At 72.5% G+C, this 18,950-nt stretch carries 20 protein-coding genes; 8 read left to right on the top strand and 12 right to left on the bottom strand.

From position 1 onward, the window contains the following. Positions 1-5: 5 nt before the first annotated feature. The gene (locus ACZ6QQ_RS28910) at positions 6-575 is read right to left on the bottom strand and encodes a TetR/AcrR family transcriptional regulator (protein ID WP_465880544.1); all 570 of its coding nucleotides are present in this window, start codon (positions 573-575) and stop codon (positions 6-8) included. A 105-nt stretch (positions 576-680) separates the two neighbouring features. Here ACZ6QQ_RS28910 and ACZ6QQ_RS28905 point away from each other — a divergent pair, with 105 nt between their 5' ends. Next, positions 681-1,604 carry an NmrA/HSCARG family protein gene (locus tag ACZ6QQ_RS28905; RefSeq protein ID WP_465880542.1) on the top strand — a complete coding sequence of 308 codons (924 nt, stop codon included), beginning with the start codon at positions 681-683 and terminating at the stop codon, positions 1,602-1,604. 67 nt (positions 1,605-1,671) lie between these two features. Here ACZ6QQ_RS28905 and ACZ6QQ_RS28900 read toward each other — a convergent pair whose 3' ends face one another. From ACZ6QQ_RS28900 to ACZ6QQ_RS28890, 3 genes are all read right to left on the bottom strand, one after another. After that, the gene (locus tag ACZ6QQ_RS28900; protein WP_465880540.1) at positions 1,672-2,595 is read right to left on the bottom strand and encodes an NADPH:quinone oxidoreductase family protein; all 924 of its coding nucleotides are present in this window, start codon (positions 2,593-2,595) and stop codon (positions 1,672-1,674) included. Between the two features lie 196 nt (positions 2,596-2,791). Further along, positions 2,792-3,013 carry a hypothetical protein gene (locus ACZ6QQ_RS28895; protein ID WP_465880539.1) on the bottom strand — a complete coding sequence of 74 codons (222 nt, stop codon included), beginning with the start codon at positions 3,011-3,013 and terminating at the stop codon, positions 2,792-2,794. 48 nt (positions 3,014-3,061) lie between these two features. Continuing rightward, positions 3,062-3,973 (bottom strand): NmrA family NAD(P)-binding protein, encoded by a 912-nt coding sequence (locus tag ACZ6QQ_RS28890; RefSeq protein WP_465880538.1) that lies wholly within the window; start codon positions 3,971-3,973, stop codon positions 3,062-3,064. 84 nt (positions 3,974-4,057) lie between these two features. Here ACZ6QQ_RS28890 and ACZ6QQ_RS28885 point away from each other — a divergent pair, with 84 nt between their 5' ends. Together ACZ6QQ_RS28885 and ACZ6QQ_RS28880 are read left to right on the top strand one after the other, a co-directional pair. Continuing rightward, positions 4,058-4,828: a TetR/AcrR family transcriptional regulator gene (locus ACZ6QQ_RS28885; RefSeq protein ID WP_465880537.1), complete on the top strand. Its 771-nt coding sequence runs from the start codon at positions 4,058-4,060 to the stop codon at positions 4,826-4,828. Between the two features lie 61 nt (positions 4,829-4,889). Then, a complete protein-coding gene (locus tag ACZ6QQ_RS28880) occupies positions 4,890-5,912 on the top strand; it encodes a hypothetical protein (RefSeq protein WP_465880536.1) in 1,023 nt (340 codons plus the stop codon). 9 nt (positions 5,913-5,921) lie between these two features. Here the strand turns inward: ACZ6QQ_RS28880 and ACZ6QQ_RS28875 are convergent, their stop codons facing one another. The 3 genes from ACZ6QQ_RS28875 to ACZ6QQ_RS28865 are packed head-to-tail and all read right to left on the bottom strand — an operon-like array spanning position 5,922 to position 10,086. Then, positions 5,922-6,962: a phosphotransferase gene (locus ACZ6QQ_RS28875; RefSeq protein WP_465880535.1), complete on the bottom strand. Its 1,041-nt coding sequence runs from the start codon at positions 6,960-6,962 to the stop codon at positions 5,922-5,924. Further along, positions 6,943-9,381 carry an aminopeptidase N gene (pepN, locus tag ACZ6QQ_RS28870; RefSeq protein ID WP_465880534.1) on the bottom strand — a complete coding sequence of 813 codons (2,439 nt, stop codon included), beginning with the start codon at positions 9,379-9,381 and terminating at the stop codon, positions 6,943-6,945. Before pepN ends, ACZ6QQ_RS28875 begins: the two co-directional genes overlap by 20 nt. 9 nt (positions 9,382-9,390) lie before the next feature. After that, entirely contained in the window at positions 9,391-10,086 is a 696-nt protein-coding gene (locus ACZ6QQ_RS28865) for an alpha/beta fold hydrolase (protein WP_465880533.1), read from the bottom strand. A 119-nt stretch (positions 10,087-10,205) separates the two neighbouring features. On the opposite strand from ACZ6QQ_RS28865, the gene ACZ6QQ_RS28860 reads away from it, so the two are divergent. Further along, positions 10,206-11,171, top strand: coding sequence for a helix-turn-helix transcriptional regulator (locus ACZ6QQ_RS28860; protein WP_465880532.1), 966 nt, complete (start codon positions 10,206-10,208; stop codon positions 11,169-11,171). Here ACZ6QQ_RS28860 and ACZ6QQ_RS28855 read toward each other — a convergent pair. Further along, entirely contained in the window at positions 11,168-12,061 is an 894-nt protein-coding gene (locus ACZ6QQ_RS28855) for an alpha/beta fold hydrolase (RefSeq protein ID WP_465880531.1), read from the bottom strand. The two genes, ACZ6QQ_RS28860 and ACZ6QQ_RS28855, sit on opposite strands and share 4 nt — an antisense overlap. Before the next feature lie 61 nt (positions 12,062-12,122). Here ACZ6QQ_RS28855 and ACZ6QQ_RS28850 point away from each other — a divergent pair, with 61 nt between their 5' ends. Further along, positions 12,123-13,142 (top strand): hypothetical protein, encoded by a 1,020-nt coding sequence (locus ACZ6QQ_RS28850; protein ID WP_465880530.1) that lies wholly within the window; start codon positions 12,123-12,125, stop codon positions 13,140-13,142. Between the two features lie 72 nt (positions 13,143-13,214). Here the strand turns inward: ACZ6QQ_RS28850 and ACZ6QQ_RS28845 are convergent, their stop codons facing one another. From ACZ6QQ_RS28845 to ACZ6QQ_RS28835, 3 genes are all read right to left on the bottom strand, one after another. Further along, positions 13,215-13,658: a nitroreductase family deazaflavin-dependent oxidoreductase gene (locus ACZ6QQ_RS28845; protein WP_465880529.1), complete on the bottom strand. Its 444-nt coding sequence runs from the start codon at positions 13,656-13,658 to the stop codon at positions 13,215-13,217. Positions 13,659-13,683: 25 nt separating this feature from the next. Beyond that, entirely contained in the window at positions 13,684-14,208 is a 525-nt protein-coding gene (locus ACZ6QQ_RS28840) for a hypothetical protein (protein ID WP_465880528.1), read from the bottom strand. 134 nt (positions 14,209-14,342) lie between these two features. After that, positions 14,343-14,477: a hypothetical protein gene (locus ACZ6QQ_RS28835; RefSeq protein WP_465880527.1), complete on the bottom strand. Its 135-nt coding sequence runs from the start codon at positions 14,475-14,477 to the stop codon at positions 14,343-14,345. A gap of 148 nt (positions 14,478-14,625) precedes the next feature. Here ACZ6QQ_RS28835 and ACZ6QQ_RS28830 point away from each other — a divergent pair, with 148 nt between their 5' ends. Further along, positions 14,626-16,140 (top strand): glycoside hydrolase family 3 protein, encoded by a 1,515-nt coding sequence (locus ACZ6QQ_RS28830; RefSeq protein WP_465880526.1) that lies wholly within the window; start codon positions 14,626-14,628, stop codon positions 16,138-16,140. 152 nt (positions 16,141-16,292) lie between these two features. Then, the gene (locus tag ACZ6QQ_RS28825; protein WP_465880525.1) at positions 16,293-17,072 is read left to right on the top strand and encodes a hypothetical protein; all 780 of its coding nucleotides are present in this window, start codon (positions 16,293-16,295) and stop codon (positions 17,070-17,072) included. A gap of 51 nt (positions 17,073-17,123) precedes the next feature. Here ACZ6QQ_RS28825 and ACZ6QQ_RS28820 read toward each other — a convergent pair whose 3' ends face one another. Beyond that, complete coding sequence (locus ACZ6QQ_RS28820; RefSeq protein WP_465880524.1) at positions 17,124-18,356, bottom strand: cysteine desulfurase-like protein; 1,233 nt, start codon at positions 18,354-18,356, stop codon at positions 17,124-17,126. A 73-nt stretch (positions 18,357-18,429) separates the two neighbouring features. Here ACZ6QQ_RS28820 and ACZ6QQ_RS28815 point away from each other — a divergent pair, with 73 nt between their 5' ends. Next, positions 18,430-18,786, top strand: a complete 357-nt coding sequence (locus ACZ6QQ_RS28815) for a hypothetical protein (protein WP_465880523.1) — start codon at positions 18,430-18,432, stop codon at positions 18,784-18,786. Positions 18,787-18,950: the final 164 nt, after the last annotated feature.

Raw genomic sequence — 18,950 nt, 5'->3', positions numbered from 1 at the left:
TGCCCTCACCCCGGACGGGGACTGAGTCCCGCCACGGTCAGGCCGAGCAGCCGGTTCGCCTCGGTCGCCGGGTCGGGGTGGTGCTCCGTGGCCAGCGCGATGCCGGTGATCAGTGTGAGCAGGTCGGTGATGGTCACGTCCGGTGCCACCGTGCCGTCGCGCACCGCGCGGCGTACCAGTGGTTCGCCCGCCTCGGTGAGCTGCGCGGTGGCGCAGTGCTCGTGTGCCTCCTCGGGATCGGCCACCCGGTCGCGGGTCAGTGCCATGGCCAGCCCTCGGATGGAGGCGGCGGAGGCGGTGACGGCGCTCAGCCACTCCAGCAGCGCGGCCCGCGTGTCGGCCGCACCGGACAGGTCGCGGGCCCGGGCGGCCAGGGTTTCGACCCGTGCGGAGAAGACCGCCGCCAGCAGTGCGTGGCGGCTGGGGAAGTGCCGGCGCACGGTGGCCGATCCGACTCCCGCGATCCGGGCGATCTGTTCCAGGGACGCGTCGGCGCCGTACGCGGCGATCTCCTCCTCGGCGACGGCGAGCAGGCGCGCGTAGTTGCGCCGGGCGTCCGCGCGCTGGCCGGACATGGGCGTCACCTCGAAGCTTGCTAAGTGGCGGGGTCCTCCGTATCTTAGCGAAGCATAAACGGCGGCCCCCGCCGTTTAACGAGTGTGCACCACAGGAGAGACCCCATGACTACCGATTCCGCACCCGTCCTGGTCACCGGCGCCACCGGCCGGCAGGGCGGCGCCACCGCCCGTGCCCTGCTCGCGACCGGTGTCCCCGTCCGGGCGCTGGTCCGCGACCCCGCAACCGACCGGGCGAGGGCCGTCCAGGCGCTCGGCGCCGAACTGGTCACCGGCGACCTGCACGACCGCGACTCGGTGACCAGGGCCGCGCAAGGAGCCCGAGCCGTCTTCTCGGTCCAGATGGCCGAGTTCAACGGAGCGGCCTTCGACTTCGACGGTGAGCTCACCCAGGCCGTCAACCTGATCGAGGGTGCGCTGGCCGCAGGGGTGCCGCAGTTCGTGCACACGTCCGTCTCCGGCGCCAGCCGGTACACCGAGATCCCCGGCTGGGCCGAGGGCCGCTGGGCGTCGATCGCGGCTCCCCTCGGCACCAAGGCCAGGATCGAGGACCGCGTACGCGAGGCGGGCTTCCCGCGCTGGACGCTCCTCAAGCCGGGCTTCTTCATGGACAACTTCCTGCCCTCCATGGCCTTCCTGTTTCCCCGGGGCGTCGAGGGCGGCCTGGTGAGTGTCCTGAAGCCCGACACCCGGCTCTCCCTGGTCGCGACCACGGACATCGGCAGGGCGGCCGCCGCCGCCATCACCGCACCGGACCGGTTCACCGGGGTCGAGTTGGAGTTGGCGAGCGACTACCTGACGATGACCGAGATCGCCGGGGTTCTCTCCCGCGCCCTGGGCACCGAGCTGACCGCGCCCGAGATGACGGTGGAGCAGGCGAGCGCGGCGGGGATGCCGGGAATGGGCGCCTCCCACGACTTCATGAACGTGTCCGGCCAACCCGCCCGCCCCGAGTACGCGCGGGCCCTCGGCATCCCGCTCACGACCTTCGAGGAATGGGCGCAGGAACACCTCCGCACCACCGCCTGACACCGCACTCCCTCGGGTCTGTGGCGCGGGGGACGCGACAGACCCGAGGCGGAACTCCCCCGACCCGTTACGCCGCGACCCGGACGACGGACTTGCCCGCGTCCGGGGTGGCCTGGTTCGCGATCATCCGAGGCACCTCTTCGAAGCCGTACACCGAACCGACCGGCGTCGTGATCGCGCCTTGCGCGGCCAGGTCGGCGAGCCGGTCCCAGACGGCGGCCTCGATCAGCGGCTCGTCCTGCGGAACGGCCAGCACACCGACCGCCGTCTGGTTGCCCAGCATCAGCTCCAGCGAGTTCAGCGCCACGGGTGCGCCGCTCGCCAGGCCGATGATCGCGATGCGGCCGTCGCGGGCCAGGCTCTTCATGGCCGTGGCGGCGGTCTCGCCGCCCACCGGGTCGTAGATGACGTCCACACCCCGCCCGTTCGTGATCTCGGCGATCCGGGCGGTGAGGTCGTCCGCGCGGTAGTTGATCCCGTGGTCCGCGCCGTACCGGGCGCAGAACCCCAGCTTCTCCGCGCTGCCCGCCACCGCGATCACGATCGCCCCCAACGCCTTGCCGAGCTGGACGGCGGTCACACCGCTGCTACCGGACGCGCCCAGAATCAGCAGCGTCTGGCCCGCCTCGACCGGTGCGCGCTCGACCAGACCCGCGTATGCCGTCCGGAACCCTATCGGGAAGCCGCCGGCCTGCTCGTCGGTCATCCCCGGCGGGATCCGGATGGTCGACCCCTCCCGCAGGTACGCGTAGTCGGCGTACCCGCCCCAGCCCTCCAGGAAGCCGGTGATACCCGCCACCTGGTCGCCCACCGCGAACCGTGAGCCAGATGGCACCGCGACGACCTCGCCAGCGGCCTCCTCGCCGAGCCCGAACGGAGGGGTGCCGAGCAGCGGGAACTGGCCCGCCGTCATCAGCGCGTCCGGGAAGCCGGCACCGGCCGTGCGCACCCGCACGAGCAACCGATCGGCTGGCGGCTCCGCCCAGGTCATCTCTTGCAGCTCGATCGCCTGATCGGGTGGGCCGAAGCGAACCACTCGCCACGCACGCCCTGAGAACATCTCGCACCTTCTCGCCTCGTTCGACGCCGACCCCCAGCACGATCCTGCCGGCAGTCCGCCCCACCCGTGACGGCTTTTGTCGTACGACCCCGGAGGTGGTGCTTGCCGGACGGGCCGGCTGGGCGGGTCAGGTGAGCAGGACGATCCGGTGTCGGTCGCCGGCGGGCAGCGCGATCAGGAAATCCCGGCCGGGGGCGATCCGCTCGATCCGCTCGGCCAGTACGAGCGCCCCTTTGACCGCGTCCGTCCGGCTCAGGGTGGCGAGCGCCAGCAGGTCGACCGCGTCGACCGCGCGCCGGGGGATCCTGGACTTCCCGCCCGTCGGCGTGCGGTCGCCCGAGCCCACCACCGTCGCGCCTTGCTCAAGACGCCCCGGCGCATGCGGCCGGGTGGGAGGTCAGTGGGTGAGCTGGCCGCGGATGGCGGCGGCGCCGGACTCGGCGAGCCAGTCGGCGAAGGTTCGCATTCCGGGGTGGATGATCCGCAGTGCTTCGATGTCGGCGTGCCAGCGGTCACCGGCCAGCCAGCGGTTCCTGGTCTCGGCGACCTCCGCGCTGATCGCGGCGGCCTCGTCGTCGGTGAGCTGCTCGTACCGGATCGGGATGCCGGTGGCCGCGCTGATCGCGGCGGCGGCCTCGACCGGGGTTGGCTGGTCACCGGCCAGTTCCAGCGTTCGTCCGGCGAATCGGGCCGGGTCCGCGAACGCGAGCGCGGCGAACTCGGCGATGTCTTCCAGCGCGATGATCTGCATCGGCTCGTGCGGCGGGAACAGGTGCCGGTGCACGCCGTCGGCGATGCCGTCGATGCCGATCGGCCCGACGCCGAGATAGTTGGTCATGAACCGGACCGGCCGCAGCACGGTGGGCAGCGCGATGTGGTCACGCAGGTACTGCTCGATCAACGCCTTTCCCGCCGCACCCTGCGATGTTGTCGATGTCGAGGCGACGGTGCTGAACACCACCTGTTCGATTCCGGCTGCGGCCACCGCGTCGATGAGCACCCGGCCGCGGGCCACTTCGAGATCCGGATCGAGTCCGGCGGGGCCGAAGGCCACGGGCGGTATGGCGAACACGGCGGTGGTGCCGTCGAGGGCGGGCGGGAGGCTCGCCGGATCGTCGAAGTCGCCGCGTACGAGTTGGGCACCGGCTGTCGCCAGCGCGGCGGCGGCTGCTCCGGTCGTGTCGCGCACCAGGGCGCGTACCGGCCGTCCCTCGGCGAGCAGGCGCCGTGCGGTGGCGCCACCCTGCTTGCCGGTGGCGCCGGTGACGAGGATCGGGGAGCGGGGGTGGGTCGGTGTCGGAGTGCTCATGGCGTCCCTTCGCGAGATGCGTGATACTGGCAACGATCCGGAACGATCCACCCGGTTCCACGGCACGGACAAGGATTACGTGACATGACGGCAGTGCCGGTTCCCGTACCCGGTGCCACACCGGCCGGACGCGCCGATGCCCGGCGCAACCGGGAGATCGTGCTGCGGACCGCGACGCGGGTCTTCGCCGACGAAGGGCTGGAGGTGTCGCTCGGCCGGATCGCGCAGCGCGCCGGGGTGGGCGCCGGCACCGTCTACCGGCACTTCCCGAGCAAGGAGATCCTGGTCGAGGCGGTGCTCACCGAACACGTCGAGAGCCTGGTCGACGCCGCCGACCGGTGGGCCGGCCGCGCCGCACCCGGTGACGCGCTGTTCGGGTTCCTGTTCGAGGTGATCGAGAAGGCGGCTGGCCGCCAGCACGTCTGCGACGCGCTCACCGCCGACCAGGGCTGGCCGCACGCCATGCTGGCCACGGCGACCCGGCGCTTCGACGAGGCGCTGGACCGCCTGCTGTTCAACGCGAAACAGGCAGGTGCGATCCGCGCCGACGTGCAGGCCGACGACCTGGCCGCGCTGGCCGTCGGCGCCGCCGCACTGCGGTCGGCGCACCGGAGCCGAGCCCGAGGCATGCGACTGGTACGGCTGCTGCTGGACGGACTGCGTACGCCGGCTGTCACGGAAGCCCTCGCATTTCGTGACACGCCCTCGGCTCGACGTCACGAAACCACCGTCCACACCGTCGAACACTGCGTGGAATGCGGCGCCCGGCTGCGCATCCGGACCACCGGTCGGCCACCCCGCTACTGCGGCCCGACCTGCCGCCAGCGCGCCCGCCGCCGCCGCGTCGGCAGCTGACCGTCGTCCGGCGGGCGGATCACCGCATCCCGTGTTCAGGCAAGCCTTCTAGGATCGGCCGGTGAAATCGCCGTCGCTGCCGCCGGGAACCCTCGACCGTATGCCGGGGCTGGCCGATCTCGGCCGGACCGCCACCCGACTGCACCCGCGTCCCGGAGCGGTCGGCGTGCGGGACAGCCACGTCGGCGGACCGCTGCGGTGGCCGGCGGACGAACCCTGGCCCACCTGCGAGCACCCGTACAGCGTGCACGAGGAGGTGCCGATCCCGGCCGGGCTGGTGCAACGGATGCGGGCCGCCGAAGCCCGGCGTACGGTCGCCCACCAGCTCGCCGACGGCGAGCGTGAGCTGCGCGACGAGATCGCCGACCTGGTCGGGCCCGGCTTCTCCGGTTGGGGCGCGCGCGACGGCGGCCCGATGGTCGGCCACCGGTACGTCACCCGCCCGCACCCCACGCCGAACCCGATGCTGCCGGTGGCCCAGTTGCGCGCCGACGACATCCCGGACCTGCCCCGACCCGGTGGCGCCGACCTGCTCCAGGTGCTCTGGTGCCCGTTCGAGCACCGGCAGACCCACAACTGGGGCCCGACGGTACGCCTGCACTGGCGTCGCGAGTCGGAGCTGACCGAGATCCTGACCGAGCCGCCGACCGGCGAGATCGGCAACGAGGTCTACCGGCCCCGGCCGTGCCGCCTGCACCCGGAACAGGTCGTGGAGTACCCGTACCCCGACGAGTTGCCGGAGCACCTGCGGGAACACGTGGACGTCGACTACGTCAGCAGGTTCATGGTGCCCGGCTGGAAGGTCGGCGGGTACGCCAACTGGAGCGTCACCGACCCGTGCGAGACGCCCTGCCCGAACTGCGCCGGTCCGACCACGTTGACCCTGGTCCTCGACTCGAAGGAGTACGACGGCGGCACCCGTGACCGGTGGCGCCCGGTGCAGGAACAGCACCTGGAGTGGGCCGACCCGGAGCGCTTCGACTCGCAGGAGCCGACCGGCATCCAGGCCGGCAGGTGGGGAGCGCTACGGATCTTCACCTGTCAGCGCTGCCCGGACACCCCGTACCTGCTCGACGTGCAGTGACCCGGCCGCTCAGTCAACCGCCGCCCGGAACCAGTCGACCAGCACTTCCAGCACTCGCCGACGACCGTCGAACATGGCCAGGTCGTCGCGGCTGTCGTACTGCTGGCTGCGGTCGGGGTTGTGCCGGTCGAGGGCGGCGAGCATGCCGGGGGCGAGCCAGAAGTACTTCGCGGCGGCACCGAGCATGATCGCCCGGCGTACGTCCGTGGCCGGCACCGCCGGGGCGAGGCCGCGCGCATAACCGGCACGGACCGCGTCGGCCACGTCGTCGAGCAGGTCAACCTCGACCAGCCCGTCGAAGAAGGTGTCCAGGATCAGGTTGGCGGCGTCCTCACCGATCGGCCCCGGCCCGACGAAGGTCCAGTCGAGCAGCACCGGCCCACTCTCGTCGACGATCAGGTTCATCGGCCACACGTCGTGGTGGCCCAGCGTCCGGGGCAGCGCGTCGGTGGCGGCGAGTACGTCGTACCGCCGTTCCCAGAGCGACCGCAACCCCGCGCGAAGGTCCTCGGGCCAGGTCTGCACCGCGGTCGGATGGTCCCAGCGCACCGTCTCCGGCACCGGCCGCGACGTCGTGTACGCCCGCAGCCAGTCCCGCGACAGCCACCGCGGCGCCGACTCCCGCCCCAGCCAGGCCGCGTGTGCGACGCCCAGCCGGTAGCCGAACTCGCCCAACTGCTCCGGCGAGCACGCCGTCCCGGCCCGCCCGGCGACGTCCTCCAGCCACAGTGCCACCGACCCGTCGGCCCGGTCGACCGAGTCGAGCAGCACCGGTGCCCGGATGCCGGCCGCCGCGTACGCCCGCGCCGCCAGTCCGGTCCGGTAGGCGAGCACCTCGCGGCGCCAGTAGTTCCAGTGACCGGGATCGTCGCTGGTCGCCCAGTGTGCGGGGTGGTCGTCGCGCCGGTTCGGTGTCGCGATCTTCACAATGGCGGTGTCGGTGTCGCGTCGTACCCGCCAGATGCCGCCGGTGGCCGCGTTGAACGGGTTGTGTCCCAGCGGCTCCACCGACCAACCGGGCCGGATCAGGTCATCGGTCGGCTCCGGCACCGGACCAGCCTAGGCCCTGCGCCGTCGATACAACCCATGCCGTACGGTCGTCCAACTCGTCCTCCCAGTACCGTCTCAGCACCGCGGGCACGTCGCCGCGCAGCGCCTCACGTACCAGCTGCAACTCCTCGGCGGTCAGCGGGAGGGCGGGGAAGGACCGACCGACCTCGGCAGCGAACGCCGACCCGCGCCGGGCCAGCGACGGGGCGAGCGCCACATAGGCGGTGACGTACGGCGCGACAAGCTCCCGTTGCGTCAGCGACCAGAGCCCGGCGGCCAGCGCCCGGAAGCGGCGTACGGAGACGTCGGGGTCCTCGGTCATCGCCGCCCAGGCAGCCGATTTCGCCTCGGCGGTGGGGCGGGCGGCCAGTGCGGTGACGGCACCGAGATCACCGCCGGCAGTGCCGTCCCGCAGCCGCTCGGCCTCGATCTCCGGTGCCTCGACGCCGCCGAACTCGGCCAGCCGGCGTACGACTGCCCAGCGCAGCTCCGGGTCGAGCGTCAACCCCTGGTCGGTCGCGTCCGCGTCCAGCCAGCGCCGCAACAGCGCGGTGTCGCTCGTGGTCCGGGCCAGCCCGCGGGCCAGCGCGACCGCGCGCTGCTCGTCCGGCTCGCCGTCGACCGCGCATGCCGAGGCGACCACCTCCAGCGCGGCGGGTACGTCCGAGGGCGGTAGCACGCGGCGTACCAGGTCGTTCAGGGTCCGGTCGAGGGCGGCGGTCACCAGGGTCGGCGACGGCTCGCGCGGCAGCTGTCGCGCCAGCAGTTCCAGGTGCGCGGCCGGCGGCACCCGGTCGAGCACCATCGCCCACAGCACCGACCGCACGAGCGGGTCCGGCAGGTCGGCCAGCCCACGCGCGACGGTGTCGTAGGAGAGGGGGTCCAGTTCGATCCGGGCGAAGGTCTCGCCGTGCGCGTTGGGCACCACGACCAGCCCGGCCCACTCCGGCAGCTCCAGCGGCTCGTCCGCGAGGTCGACCAGCCGCGTGCCGATCGGCTCCAGCGACGTGGTGTACGCCGCGACGGTGAACCGGTGTGGCCGTACACCGTCACGCGTCAGCACCGGAACGTCGTCGGTGCGCGAGACCCGGATCGTGTCGTGGCCGGACTGCCGCAGCCACACCTCGGCCCAGCCGCGCACGTCGCGCGGCGAGGCGGCGTCGAGCGCCGACAGCAGGTCCTTCAGCGTGGCGTTGGCGAACCGGTGCGCGCTGAGGTGCGCGTTCACCCCGGCCAGGAAGTCCGCCGGCCCCAGCCAGGTCACGAGCTGGCGTACGACCGCGTTTCCCTTGCCGTAGGAGATGGCGTCGAAGATCGTGGTGCCGGTGTCCACGTCGGGCACGTCCTCGGCGGCCGGTGCGACCGGGTGCGTGGAACGGCGCCGGTCGGCGAGGAAGGCCCCGGGCTTGTACGCCGCCTCGAACGACACCCGGGTGCCGGCGTACCCGGCCGCGGTCTCGGCCACCTCGAACCCCATGTAGTCCGCGAAGGACTCGTTGAGCCACGCGTCCTCCCACCAGACCGGGGAGACCAGGTCGCCGAACCACATGTGCGACATCTCGTGCGCGATCACCATCGCGCGGCGCCGGCGGTCGTCGTCGGTGACCCGCTCGCGCGGCAGCATGGACTCGTTGAACGTGACACAGCCCGGACACTCCATCGCGCCCCAGTTGAGCTCGGGCACGAAGACCTGGTCGTAGGAGTCGAACGGGAACGGCTCGGAGAAGATCTTGGCGTAGTGGTCGAAGCAGACCTCGGTCACCCGCCGCAGCTCGGCGGCGTCGCGCTCCAGCTCGGCGGCGAGCGAGCGGCGGGCGTGCCAGCCCATGGGCAGGCCGTGGTACTCCCACCTCACCGAGTGGTACGGACCCGCCGCGACAGCGACCAGGTCGCACGGGATCGGCGGGGTGGTGGCGAACTCGAACCGGCCCCCGTCGGCTACCGTGGGCCGTCCGTTCGACAGGACCGTCCACGCCGGATCCGCGACCACGCTCACCGTGATCGGAGCCTTGAGATCGAGCTGGTCGAAGCAGGCGAACAGGCGCTGGGTGACGTCCAGGCCGAGATAGCCGCCGACGTACCGCTCCCCGTCCACCGGGTCGGTGAAGGTGTGCAGACCCTCGCCGTCGGTGACGTATCGCAGCCGCGCGTCCACCACCACCTCGTGCAGGCCGGGGGCCAGGCCGTCGAGCGGGATCCGGCGTCCGTCGTACGCCGGCGCGGCGGTCGAGCCGTCGAGCGTCACGTGCAGCGACTCGGCCCGGTGCAGCTCCATGAACGTGTCGCCACCACTGGTGCGGAACCGCACGGTGACCTGGCTACGGAAGGTGTCCGGGGACGTGACGTCGAGCGCGAGATCGTACGAGACCTCGGAGAGCACGGCGGCCCGAGCACGGGCCTCGTCGAGGGTCAGCGACATCCCGACAGGCTATCCGGCCCGTCCCGTAGCGGCGGCTGCGGCGAGGAGGCGGGCGAGTTCGGCCGGCTCGGTGTGCATCGGCCAGTGGCCGGAGTTGATGTCGACGAAGTCGAGGTGGGTGACCTTCGCGAGTTCGGGCACCTCGCCTCCGTCGATCCACTCCTTGGCCTGGGCAGGGGTGAACTCGGGACAGACGAGGACGACCGGCACGTCGAAGCGTCGCTCGTCGGTCAGCCGTACGACACCCGTGGCCACGCCGCCGGGAACGGGGATCGCGGCGGCCGCGATGGCGCGCCTGGTCTCCTCGTCGAGGTCGACCGAGTCCGGTCCCTCGAAGGCGGCCCAGCCGGGAAAGGGCATGACGCCGTCGCGCAGCTCGAAGAAGTCGGCGTAGGGCTTCCCGTCGTCGGTCGGGAAGCCACCGATGAGGACGACCTTGGAGATCTTCTCCGGTCGCGCGTCGGCGGCCAGCCAGGCCAGGGTGCAGGCCGCCGAGTGCCCGACCACCATGGGCCTGCCAGAGGCCGAGTCCACGGCGGCGAGCACGGCCGCCACCTGGTCGTCGAGCGTGGCGGAGGTCGAGCCGTCGCCCTGACCGGGCAGGGTCAGCGGCACGGGGTTGTGGCCGAGTGACCGGAGTGTGGACGCGACATCGTCCCAGACGGATCCGTCGAGCCACAGGCCCGCGATGAGCAGGACATCCATGATCAATTCTCCTTTTCCTGCGCGGTCGGGTCACCGCGTGGTGCGTCGACGCGTCAAGCTACCCCCAATTCCGGACGATCTGCTGCCGGTTCAGCATGGCGATCGCCTAGCCTGCTCGGGTGTCGAGCGACCTCAGTCCCACCGCACGGGCGCTGCGCGCCCTGGAGATCCTCCGGGCCCGCCCCGGCACGACGGCCGACCAGCTCGCCGAGTCACTGGGCGTGACGGAGCGTGCGGCCCGCCGCTACATCGGGATCCTCCGGGAGGCCGGCATCCCGGTCGAGTCGACCCGTGGGCCGCACGGCGGGTATCGGCTCCGGCGCGGAACGAGGTTGCCGCCGATCGTGTTCACCCAGGCCGAGGCACTCGGGTTGGTCATGGCGGTGCTCGACGGCCAACCGGCCGCCACCGACGTCGACGACCCTGTCGGAGCCGCCCTCGGCAAGGTCATCCAGGCGCTGCCCGAGAACGTCGGACGACAGGCGGCCGCGCTGCGCGAGCACGCCTCGGCCACGCCCGACCGGCACTCCGCCCGCCCCGATCCCGCCACCACCAGCGCACTCGTCGCCGCCGTCGCGGCCAGACGCCGGGTACTGATCACCTACCGGAGCGACTCCGACAACGAGTGGCAGGCCGAAGTCGACCCCTGGGCGATCGTGGCCCGCCACGGGCGCTGGTACCTGCTCTGCCACTCCCACCGCGCAAACGCGATCCGCACCTACCGCCTCGACCGGGTCCGTACGGTCGGGCAGACCACGCACGAGTTCGAACCGCCCGACGACCTCGACCCGTTGGCGGCGCTGGAGGAGAACCTGGGCACCGGCTGGAAGTTCCCCACCCGCGTCGTGTTCCACGCACCACCGGCCGAGGTCGCACCCTGGATCCGACCTCCCATGGGCCAGCTCCGACCACTGGGGGACGGGTGCGTGCTCGTCGGCAGCACCCGCAACCCGGCCATGTACGCGCAGGAGTGGTTGGCGAGCGTGCCGTTCGACTTCCGCGTCGAGGGCGGGGACGAGCTGCGTGCCGCGGTCGCGGCGGTCGCGACGCGCTTCGCCGCAGCCCTGGCCCCCGGGCACACCTAGGAACGCAGGAACGGGACGAGTGCGGCGGCCAGTTGCTCCGGCGCCTCCTCGGCCATGTGGTGACCGCTTTCGATCGGCCCGCCGCCGCGCAGGTCGGATGCCCAGTCGCGCCAGATCCCGAGGACGTCGCCGTACAGGTCCTCCAGATCGTCGCCGCTGGACCAGAGGACCAGGGTCGGGCAGTCGATCCGTCGGCCGGTCGCCCGGTCCGCGTCGTCCGCCGCCCGGTCGACCCCGAGGCCGGCACGGTAGTCCTCCAGCATGGCCCGGACCGTGGCCGGGTCGTGGATCGCCGCCCGGTAGTCGGCGTGGTTCTCCGCGCCCATCCGGTCGGGATCGCCGCCGTACCAGGCGTCGGGGTCGGCGAGGATGGCCCGTTCGGGCTTGTCCGGCTGGGCGAAGAAGAACCAGTGCCACCAGGCGGTGGCGAACCCGCTCCCGGCTCTGGCCAGCGCCTCGCCGATCGGTACGCAGTCCAGCACGGCCAGGCCGGTGACCGCCGCCGGGTTGTCCAGGGCCAGCCGGGTGGCGACGTAGCTGCCCCGGTCGTGGCCCACCACGGCGAACCGTTCGTGTCCGAGCCGGCGCATCAGCTCCACCACGTCCCCGGCCATCGCCCGCTTCGAGTACGGCGCGTGGTCGGTGGTGGTGGCCGGCTTCGACGAGCGGCCGTACCCGCGCAGGTCGGGGCAGACCACCGTGTGCCCGGCCGCGACCAGCAGCGGCGCCACCCGGTGCCAGGTGGTGTGCGTACGCGGGTGGCCGTGCAGCAGCACCACCGGTGGCCCGACACCGCCGGTGCGTACCCGCAGCTCGGCGGGACCGACGTCGATCTTCTGCTGGTCGAAGCCCTCGAAGAACATGTGATCGGTCTTCCCGGACCGGGACACCGGCAATCCCCACAGCGCTCACCGGGTGGTGTGGACGGCGGTCCTACGGCGACAATGGGTCATGGGGATCATGGGGCCCGAGGATCCGGGCTGGACCGGGGCACTGCGCGAGGTCGCCGAGCGGCAGCGGGCCGAGCTGGACCTCCACCCGCCGCCCTGGCCGGTATACGGGCTCGCCGACTCGGTCGAGTCCGGCTGGCTCGCCGGTTGGTCCCGGCAGGACGACACGGCGATCTCCGTGGAGATCGGCTACGGGCTGCCGGTGGACGAGACCTGGCTGCTGGTGGAGACCCAACCGTGCACGGGTAGCTTCTTCCACTCACTCGACCGGCTGCTCGCCGACCAGTTCGCCGCGCAGGGGCGGGACTACCCGGTGCCCGGGGAGTTGCCGGCGGGATCGGGGCTGGACCTGCCGGAGGCGCCCCGGTCGGGGCCGGTACAGGTGACGGTCGACGGGACGCCGACGTCCGCGCGGGTCCAGCGGGTGGAGGCGTACGTGGTGTGGCGGGTCGTCCTCGACGAGGTGGTGGTGACCGTGACCGGGCGGGGCGTGTCGACGCTTCCCGCGCTGGTCCGCCTCACCGACCTCGACTCGTACGTCTCCCGGCGCGGCGAGCGCCTGGCCGCGCTCGACGCGGGCGTCCGGCCGGAGACCGTGCCGTTGACCGGCCCGGACGAGACCGAACCGCTCTGGGCGCATCACGGACTGCTGGCGATGACGATCGCCCACCGGGCGCGGGACGCGGCGCGACGGGCGCTCAACCGCCCGCACGGCCGGCTCGACGTCGACTGGGGACCGCGCTGGGACGCGGCGATCCGCCGGCAGCGGCAGCTCCGCGACCAGGGTACGGCCGACGCCCGTGACGCGGTGACGGCGATGGTCGCGCAGATCGGTGACCTCCAGGAGCGGGCGCCCTGGTGGCAGCGGGACGAGTTGCGGCGGCGGGCGTGCAACGAGGTGGTGTGGGTGACCGCGACCGGTGAGCAGAACGTCCGCAGCGCCGCCGCGCAGCGCGCCTGGTCGGTCCAGCGCGACGTCGGCCTCGACGCCTGGCAGCAGTGGGCCGACGAGCTGAGCTGACCCGAACTGGGCTGAGCCGGTCAGCGGGCCGGAGCGACGACGCCCCGACCCGCTGGTCGCGTCAGATCGCGCTCAGCCGGCGGGTTCGAGGATGACGACCGGGATCTGCCGGTCGGTCTTGGTCTGGTAGTCCTCGTAGGGCGGGAAGACCGAGACCATGTTCCGCCACAGCGCCGGCTTCTCCTCCGGTGTGGCGGTGCGCGCCCGTGCGGCGAAGACGTCCGCGCCGACCTGGACCGTGACGTCCGGGTTGGCGGTCAGGTTCAGGTACCAGCTCGGGTGTTTCGGAGCCCCGCCGCTCGACGCGACCAGCAGCAGGTTGTCGCCGTCGCGGCCGTAGATCAGCGCGGTCCGGTGCAGCTTGCCCGACTTACGACCCCGGACGGTGAGCAGCAGCGTCGGGTAGCCGTTCCAGATCTGGCCCTCCTTGCCGTCGCTGTCCACGTACGAGCGGATGTGGTTGGCCACCCATTCGCTCGGGCTGTCCAGGATCTCTTCGGTCTCGTGCGCCGTCATCGTCTCCCTTTCTCGCGTTGGTCCGTCAGTCGTTGAGCACCTCGGCGAGCCGGTCCCGGAAGCGGCGCTCGGCGTCGCTGACGGCTTCGCCGCCGATGCCGAGGATGCCGCCGCTGGGCGCGGCCGACACCACCTTGTCGGCGATCTCCACCAACCAGTGCTCGTACGCGCCAACCTCGCCCTCGTGCACCTTGTTCCCGAGCAGGGTCACCGCGCTCTTGGCCCGCAGCAGCACGTCGCTGATCAATGCCTGGGGGTCGTCGGGCTCGATCACCGGCAGTTCCTCGCCGACCTCCGGGTCACCGGCGCGACTGATCGCCTCCAGGGCGACGGCGGCGACCAGTGGGCTGGCCGACTCCCGGCCGGCGGAGATCGCCTCCAGGCCGGCGGCGCTCTCGCTGCGGGTGCGCCGGGAGCCGTTCGACTCGGCGGCGCTCGCCGCGGTCAGCACCGCCTGCGGCAGGCCCACGAGCAGCCCCCACTCGTCGTCGGAGAACCCGAACTCGGTGAATACCGGCTGGTCGGTCACGGCATGCCCCTTTCCGTACATCGATCAACAAGCGAGCGTCCGGCGACCGACGAGATCGGGTACCGGACAGGGTTGGATCAGGTGACAGGTTAGATCAGGTCCGCCCCCACGGTGCGTTACCCCCGCGGGCGGTCGCGCGAAACGAGTCGCGGGGATCAGCGGCCACCCCGGCCGAACATCGAGCGGATCGCCGCGATCAGCAGAAGTGCCCCCAGCACCGCGCCGAGCAGCCGTACGCCGGGAACGTCGTACCAGCTTGTGTCCTGCGCGGCGAGCGGAATCCAACCCATCCGAGCATTGTCGTACGACTGCCGGAACGGCGCATCCCGCTAATAGAAAGGTTTATTGACTATTTCCTGGGCCGGTGTGACCATGGCAGCACGCGCCGCGACCGGACCGGCGCGTATTCACTGTGGAAAACGGGGGGTACGGAGCCTGATGAGCACACCGACGGGCGGCCTTTCGATTCTGGCCGCGGCGGTCCTGCAACCGGGTTTCGAGGGCAGTGCCACTCCGCCGGACTGGGTGCGCCGATGGCTCGGTGAGGGACTCGGCGGGGTCGCCCTCTTCGCCCGCAACGTACGCGACGCCGAGCAGGTCTCCGCGCTCACCGCCGCACTGCGCGCGGAGCGGCCGGACGTGCTGGTGGCGATCGACGAGGAGGCCGGTGACGTCACCCGGTTCGAATCCCGGCTCGGCAGCTCCCGCCCCGGCAACCTGGCCCTCGGCGCGATCGACGATCCGGACCTGACCGAACGGGTGGCCCGCGACCTCGGCGCCGAACTGGCCGCCGCCGGGATCACCCTGAACTACGCGCCGGTCGCCGACGTCAACTCCAACCCCGACAACCCGGTCATCGGCGTACGCGCCTTCGGTGCCGACTCGGCCCTGGTGGCCCGTCAGACCGCCGCCTGGGTACGCGGACTCCAGGCCGCCGGGGTGGCCGCCTGTGCCAAGCACTTCCCCGGGCACGGGGACACCAGCGTGGACTCGCATGTCGACGTACCCCGGATCGACGCGAGCCGGGACCGGCTCGACGCGGTCGAGTTGCCGCCGTTCCGGGCCGCCATCGACGCCGGGGTGCAGGCCATCATGACCGGACACCTGCTGGTCCCGGCGATCGACGGCGAGTGGCCGGCGACCCTGAGCCGACGGGTGCTCAACGGACTGCTCCGCGAGGAGCTCGGCTTCCAGGGTGTGGTGATCACCGACGGGATCGAGATGCGGGCCGTCGCCGACCGCTACGGTCTCGAAGCCGTGGCCGTACGCGCCCTGGCCAGCGGGGTCGACGCGATCTGTGTCGGTGGCGACCACGCCGACGAGGAGACCGCCCGCCGGCTGCGCGACGCGATCGTGGCCGCCGTGGTGAGCGGGGAGCTGCCCGAGGAGCGGCTGGTCGAGGCCGCCAAGCGGGTCGGTCAGCTGGCCGCCTGGACCACCGCGGCCCGCGCCGAGCGGCCGGCCTGGTCCGGCTCGGGCCCGCAGGGTTCGGCGATCGGGCTGGCCGCGGCCCGGCGGGCGGTCCGGCTGACCGCGACGGCCGACGCCCCGGCGCTGCCGCTGACCGCTGCGCCGCACGTGGTCGAGTTCGCGCCGCCGCGCAACATCGCGATCGGCGCGGAGACGCCGTGGGGTCTGGCGGAGCCGCTCACGGCGCTGTTGCCGGGCACCACCGCGGTCCGGGTGGCCGCCGAGGACCTGTCGGCCGGCCGGCTGCCGTCGTCGCTGCTCGCGCCGGCGGAGGGTCGCCCGCTCGTGCTGGTGGTCCGGGACCTGCATCGGCACGACTGGATGGTGACCACCGTGGCCGGGGTGCTGGCGGTACGACCGGACGCCGTCGTGGTGGAGCTCGGGGTGCCGGAGCTGGTCACCGGCCGGATCCACCTGGCGACGTACGGCGCCACCCGGGCGGGTGCCCGTGCTGCGGCCGAACTGCTCGCCGGTGGATCCTGAAAGGACGATCGACATATCGCCGGGTCACGTGATAGTGACCCTGGGTAGATGTGTGCCTCCCGACTCGATCGGCGACAGTCCATACCGGAATCAATCCAATCTTTACGAAGGGTGCCCCCACCTTCACGGCTAGTCGCGGTATTGTCCGTCCGGTGACCCCCCGCTGGCAGCGGGCCGCGATGATGCCGTCCTGGATCCGCTGGCTCCCCTGCTCCTTTGTCTACCTGACCGTCGTCCCTGGCCCGGTGCCGTTCCGTCGTTCGGACTGGAACGGCCTCGTGCCCTGGGAGGACGCGCTCTGGTGCGATCCCGGTGACGTGGATGACTGGGTGGCCCGCTCGCGGCACCGGCATCCGCGTCGCGAGGCCGCGCACGCCGAGTTGCACGCGCGCCAGCACTACGACTGGATGGTCGAGGTGCGCGGGGCGCGGATCGAACTGTTCGGCGAGATGTGCCGACGCCTCGACCTGCCGATCCCGCACACCGTCGGCGAACTGTTGCCCTGCCTGGCCGGGTTCGGCCTGTTCGAGGTCGACTACGACGGCGTTGCCGACGACCCGTGGGTGCGCCCCCGACTCGACCGGGATCCGCTCGACGTGCTGCCGCTTTCGGCCGAGGAACGCGACCTCGAGGCCCGCGCCCAGCGCGACGACCGGGCCGTACTGGTCGCCATCGCGGTCCGCCGGCTGGCCCAGCGGACCAGACGGCGGTGGCGGCGGCGAGTGGTCAGCACCAACCTGGCCGGGTTGGCCGAGGTGTCCGGCCTACCGCCGGAGCTGACCCGGTTGGCCCTGACCGACCTGGGCGAGATCGCCGATCTGGGCCTGGACTGGCGCGGTGGCGACGGACGGGTACGGCTCACCGTGCCGTGGCCCGACTTCCGCCTGCGCTTCCCGTTCAACGAGTTGCCCGCCCCCGAGCACGCGGTCTGAACAGCCCGACGCCCCGTCCGCCGACGGATCGGCGAGCGACTGTCGACCCGGTCAGCCGCGCGGGCTCAGCCGGTCGAGTTCGGTGAGCAGCCGGTCCACCTCGTCGGCCGTGTTGTAGTGGTAGACGCTGGCCCGGACCGCGCCGCCGGTGTCGCGCAACCCCATCGTCTGGAAGTACTCGTAGGCGTAGTAGTCACCGGCGGAGACGCAGATGCCCAGCGCGCCCAGGGCCGCCGCGGTCTGCGCCGGCGTCTGCCCGGCGACCCGGAACGAGACCGTCGGGCAGCGGTGCCGGGGCGACCCGTAGACGGTGACGGCGGGCAGACCGGCCAGACCGGTCAGCAGCCGCTCGAAGATCGACTCCTCGTACGTCCGTACCGCGCTCAGGCTGGCCCGCAGCCGCGCCGGCCGGTCGGCGGCGGTGTCCGGGTCGGCGACGCCGGCCAGCTCGGCCAGGCCGGCCAGGTGGTCGACGGCGGCGCGTACCCCGGCGAGCAGCGGGAAACTCGGGGTGCCGAACTCGAACCGGTCCGGCGCGGCGTCCGGCGACGGGATCAGCTTCGCCGGCCACAGCGGCTCCCACACCGACGGCGCGGCGACCACCGCGGCCACGTGCGGGCCGGACCACTTGTAGGCGCTGGTGACGAAGAAGTCCGCGCCGAGGCCGGCCAGGTCGGTCGGGCCGTGCGGGGCGGCGTGTACGCCGTCGACGTAGACCAGGGCACCGGCCGCGTGCGCGAGCTTGGCGATCGCCGGTACGTCCGGCGTGGTGCCGATCGCGTTGCTGCCGCCGGTGACCGCGACCAGTCGGGTCCGGGCGCCGATCAGGTCGGCGTACTGGTCGGTGGGAAGCTCGCCGCTGTCCGGGTCGAACTCCGCCCAGCGTACGGTCGCCCCGGTCGTCTCGGCCGCCTGCACCCACGGACGCACGTTCGAGTCGTGGTCGAGCCGGGAGACCACCACCTCGTCGCCCGGCCGCCAGGTCCGCGCCACCGTCCGCGCCACGGTGTACGTCAACGCGGTCGCGCTCGGCCCGAACACCACCCCGTCGGCCACCCCGCCGAGCAGGTCGGCGACGGCGGCACGGGCCTCGGCCACCAGCCGGTACGCCCGCTGGCCCGCCACGTTGGCGGTGCTCCGGTTGCCCACCGCCGTACGCATCGTCTGCGCCACCGCGTCGGCGACCCCGGCGGCGACCTGACTGCCCCCGGCCCCGTCGAAGTGCAGGTAGCCCTCGGCGAGAGCGGGGTAGGCGGCCCGGACCCGGGCGATGTCGTACGGCATGCCGGCACGATAGCCGGTCGAAGATCGTCGCGGCGCGCGACTACGGTCGCATCCGTCTCGTACCCTTGTTGGGGTGAATAGCCCCCGCAGGTATGCCAGTACGACGTATGTCCGACGTGTCGCCGGTCTCGCCGCAGGCCTTGCCCTCGGTGCAGCCCTGCTCGCCGGTTGCAGTTCCGAGGGTGCCTCCACCGACTGTGGCATCGACCAGTGCACGGTCACGTTCAACCGGGGTGTCGAGGCCAACGCCTCGATGCTCGGCGTGAACGCCAAGCTGGTCAAGGCCGAGGGCGACCAGGTGACCATCGAGGTTGCCGGCGAGCAGCTCACCCTGACCACCGGTCAGCAGGCCACCGAGGTCGGCGGCATGGCGGTGACCCTGGAGAGCATCACCGACAGCCAGGTCCGGGTGCGGATCGGCAAGCTCTGATCCGGTAGGCCGCCGCCGACCGTGGCGGCGCCTCCGATCGACGTGCGGTGGGGGGGGGGGGGGGGGGGGGGGGGGAGGAAGGGGGACAACCCCCCCCCCGGGGGGGGGCGGGGGTGGGGGGGGGGGGGGGGGGGGGGGGGGGGGGGGGAGGGGGGGGGCGGGGA

Source organism: Micromonospora sp. NPDC049529, assembly GCF_055586685.1.
The sequence above is the reverse complement of the archived record's forward strand: the minus strand, read 5'-3'. Positions and strand labels throughout refer to the sequence as shown.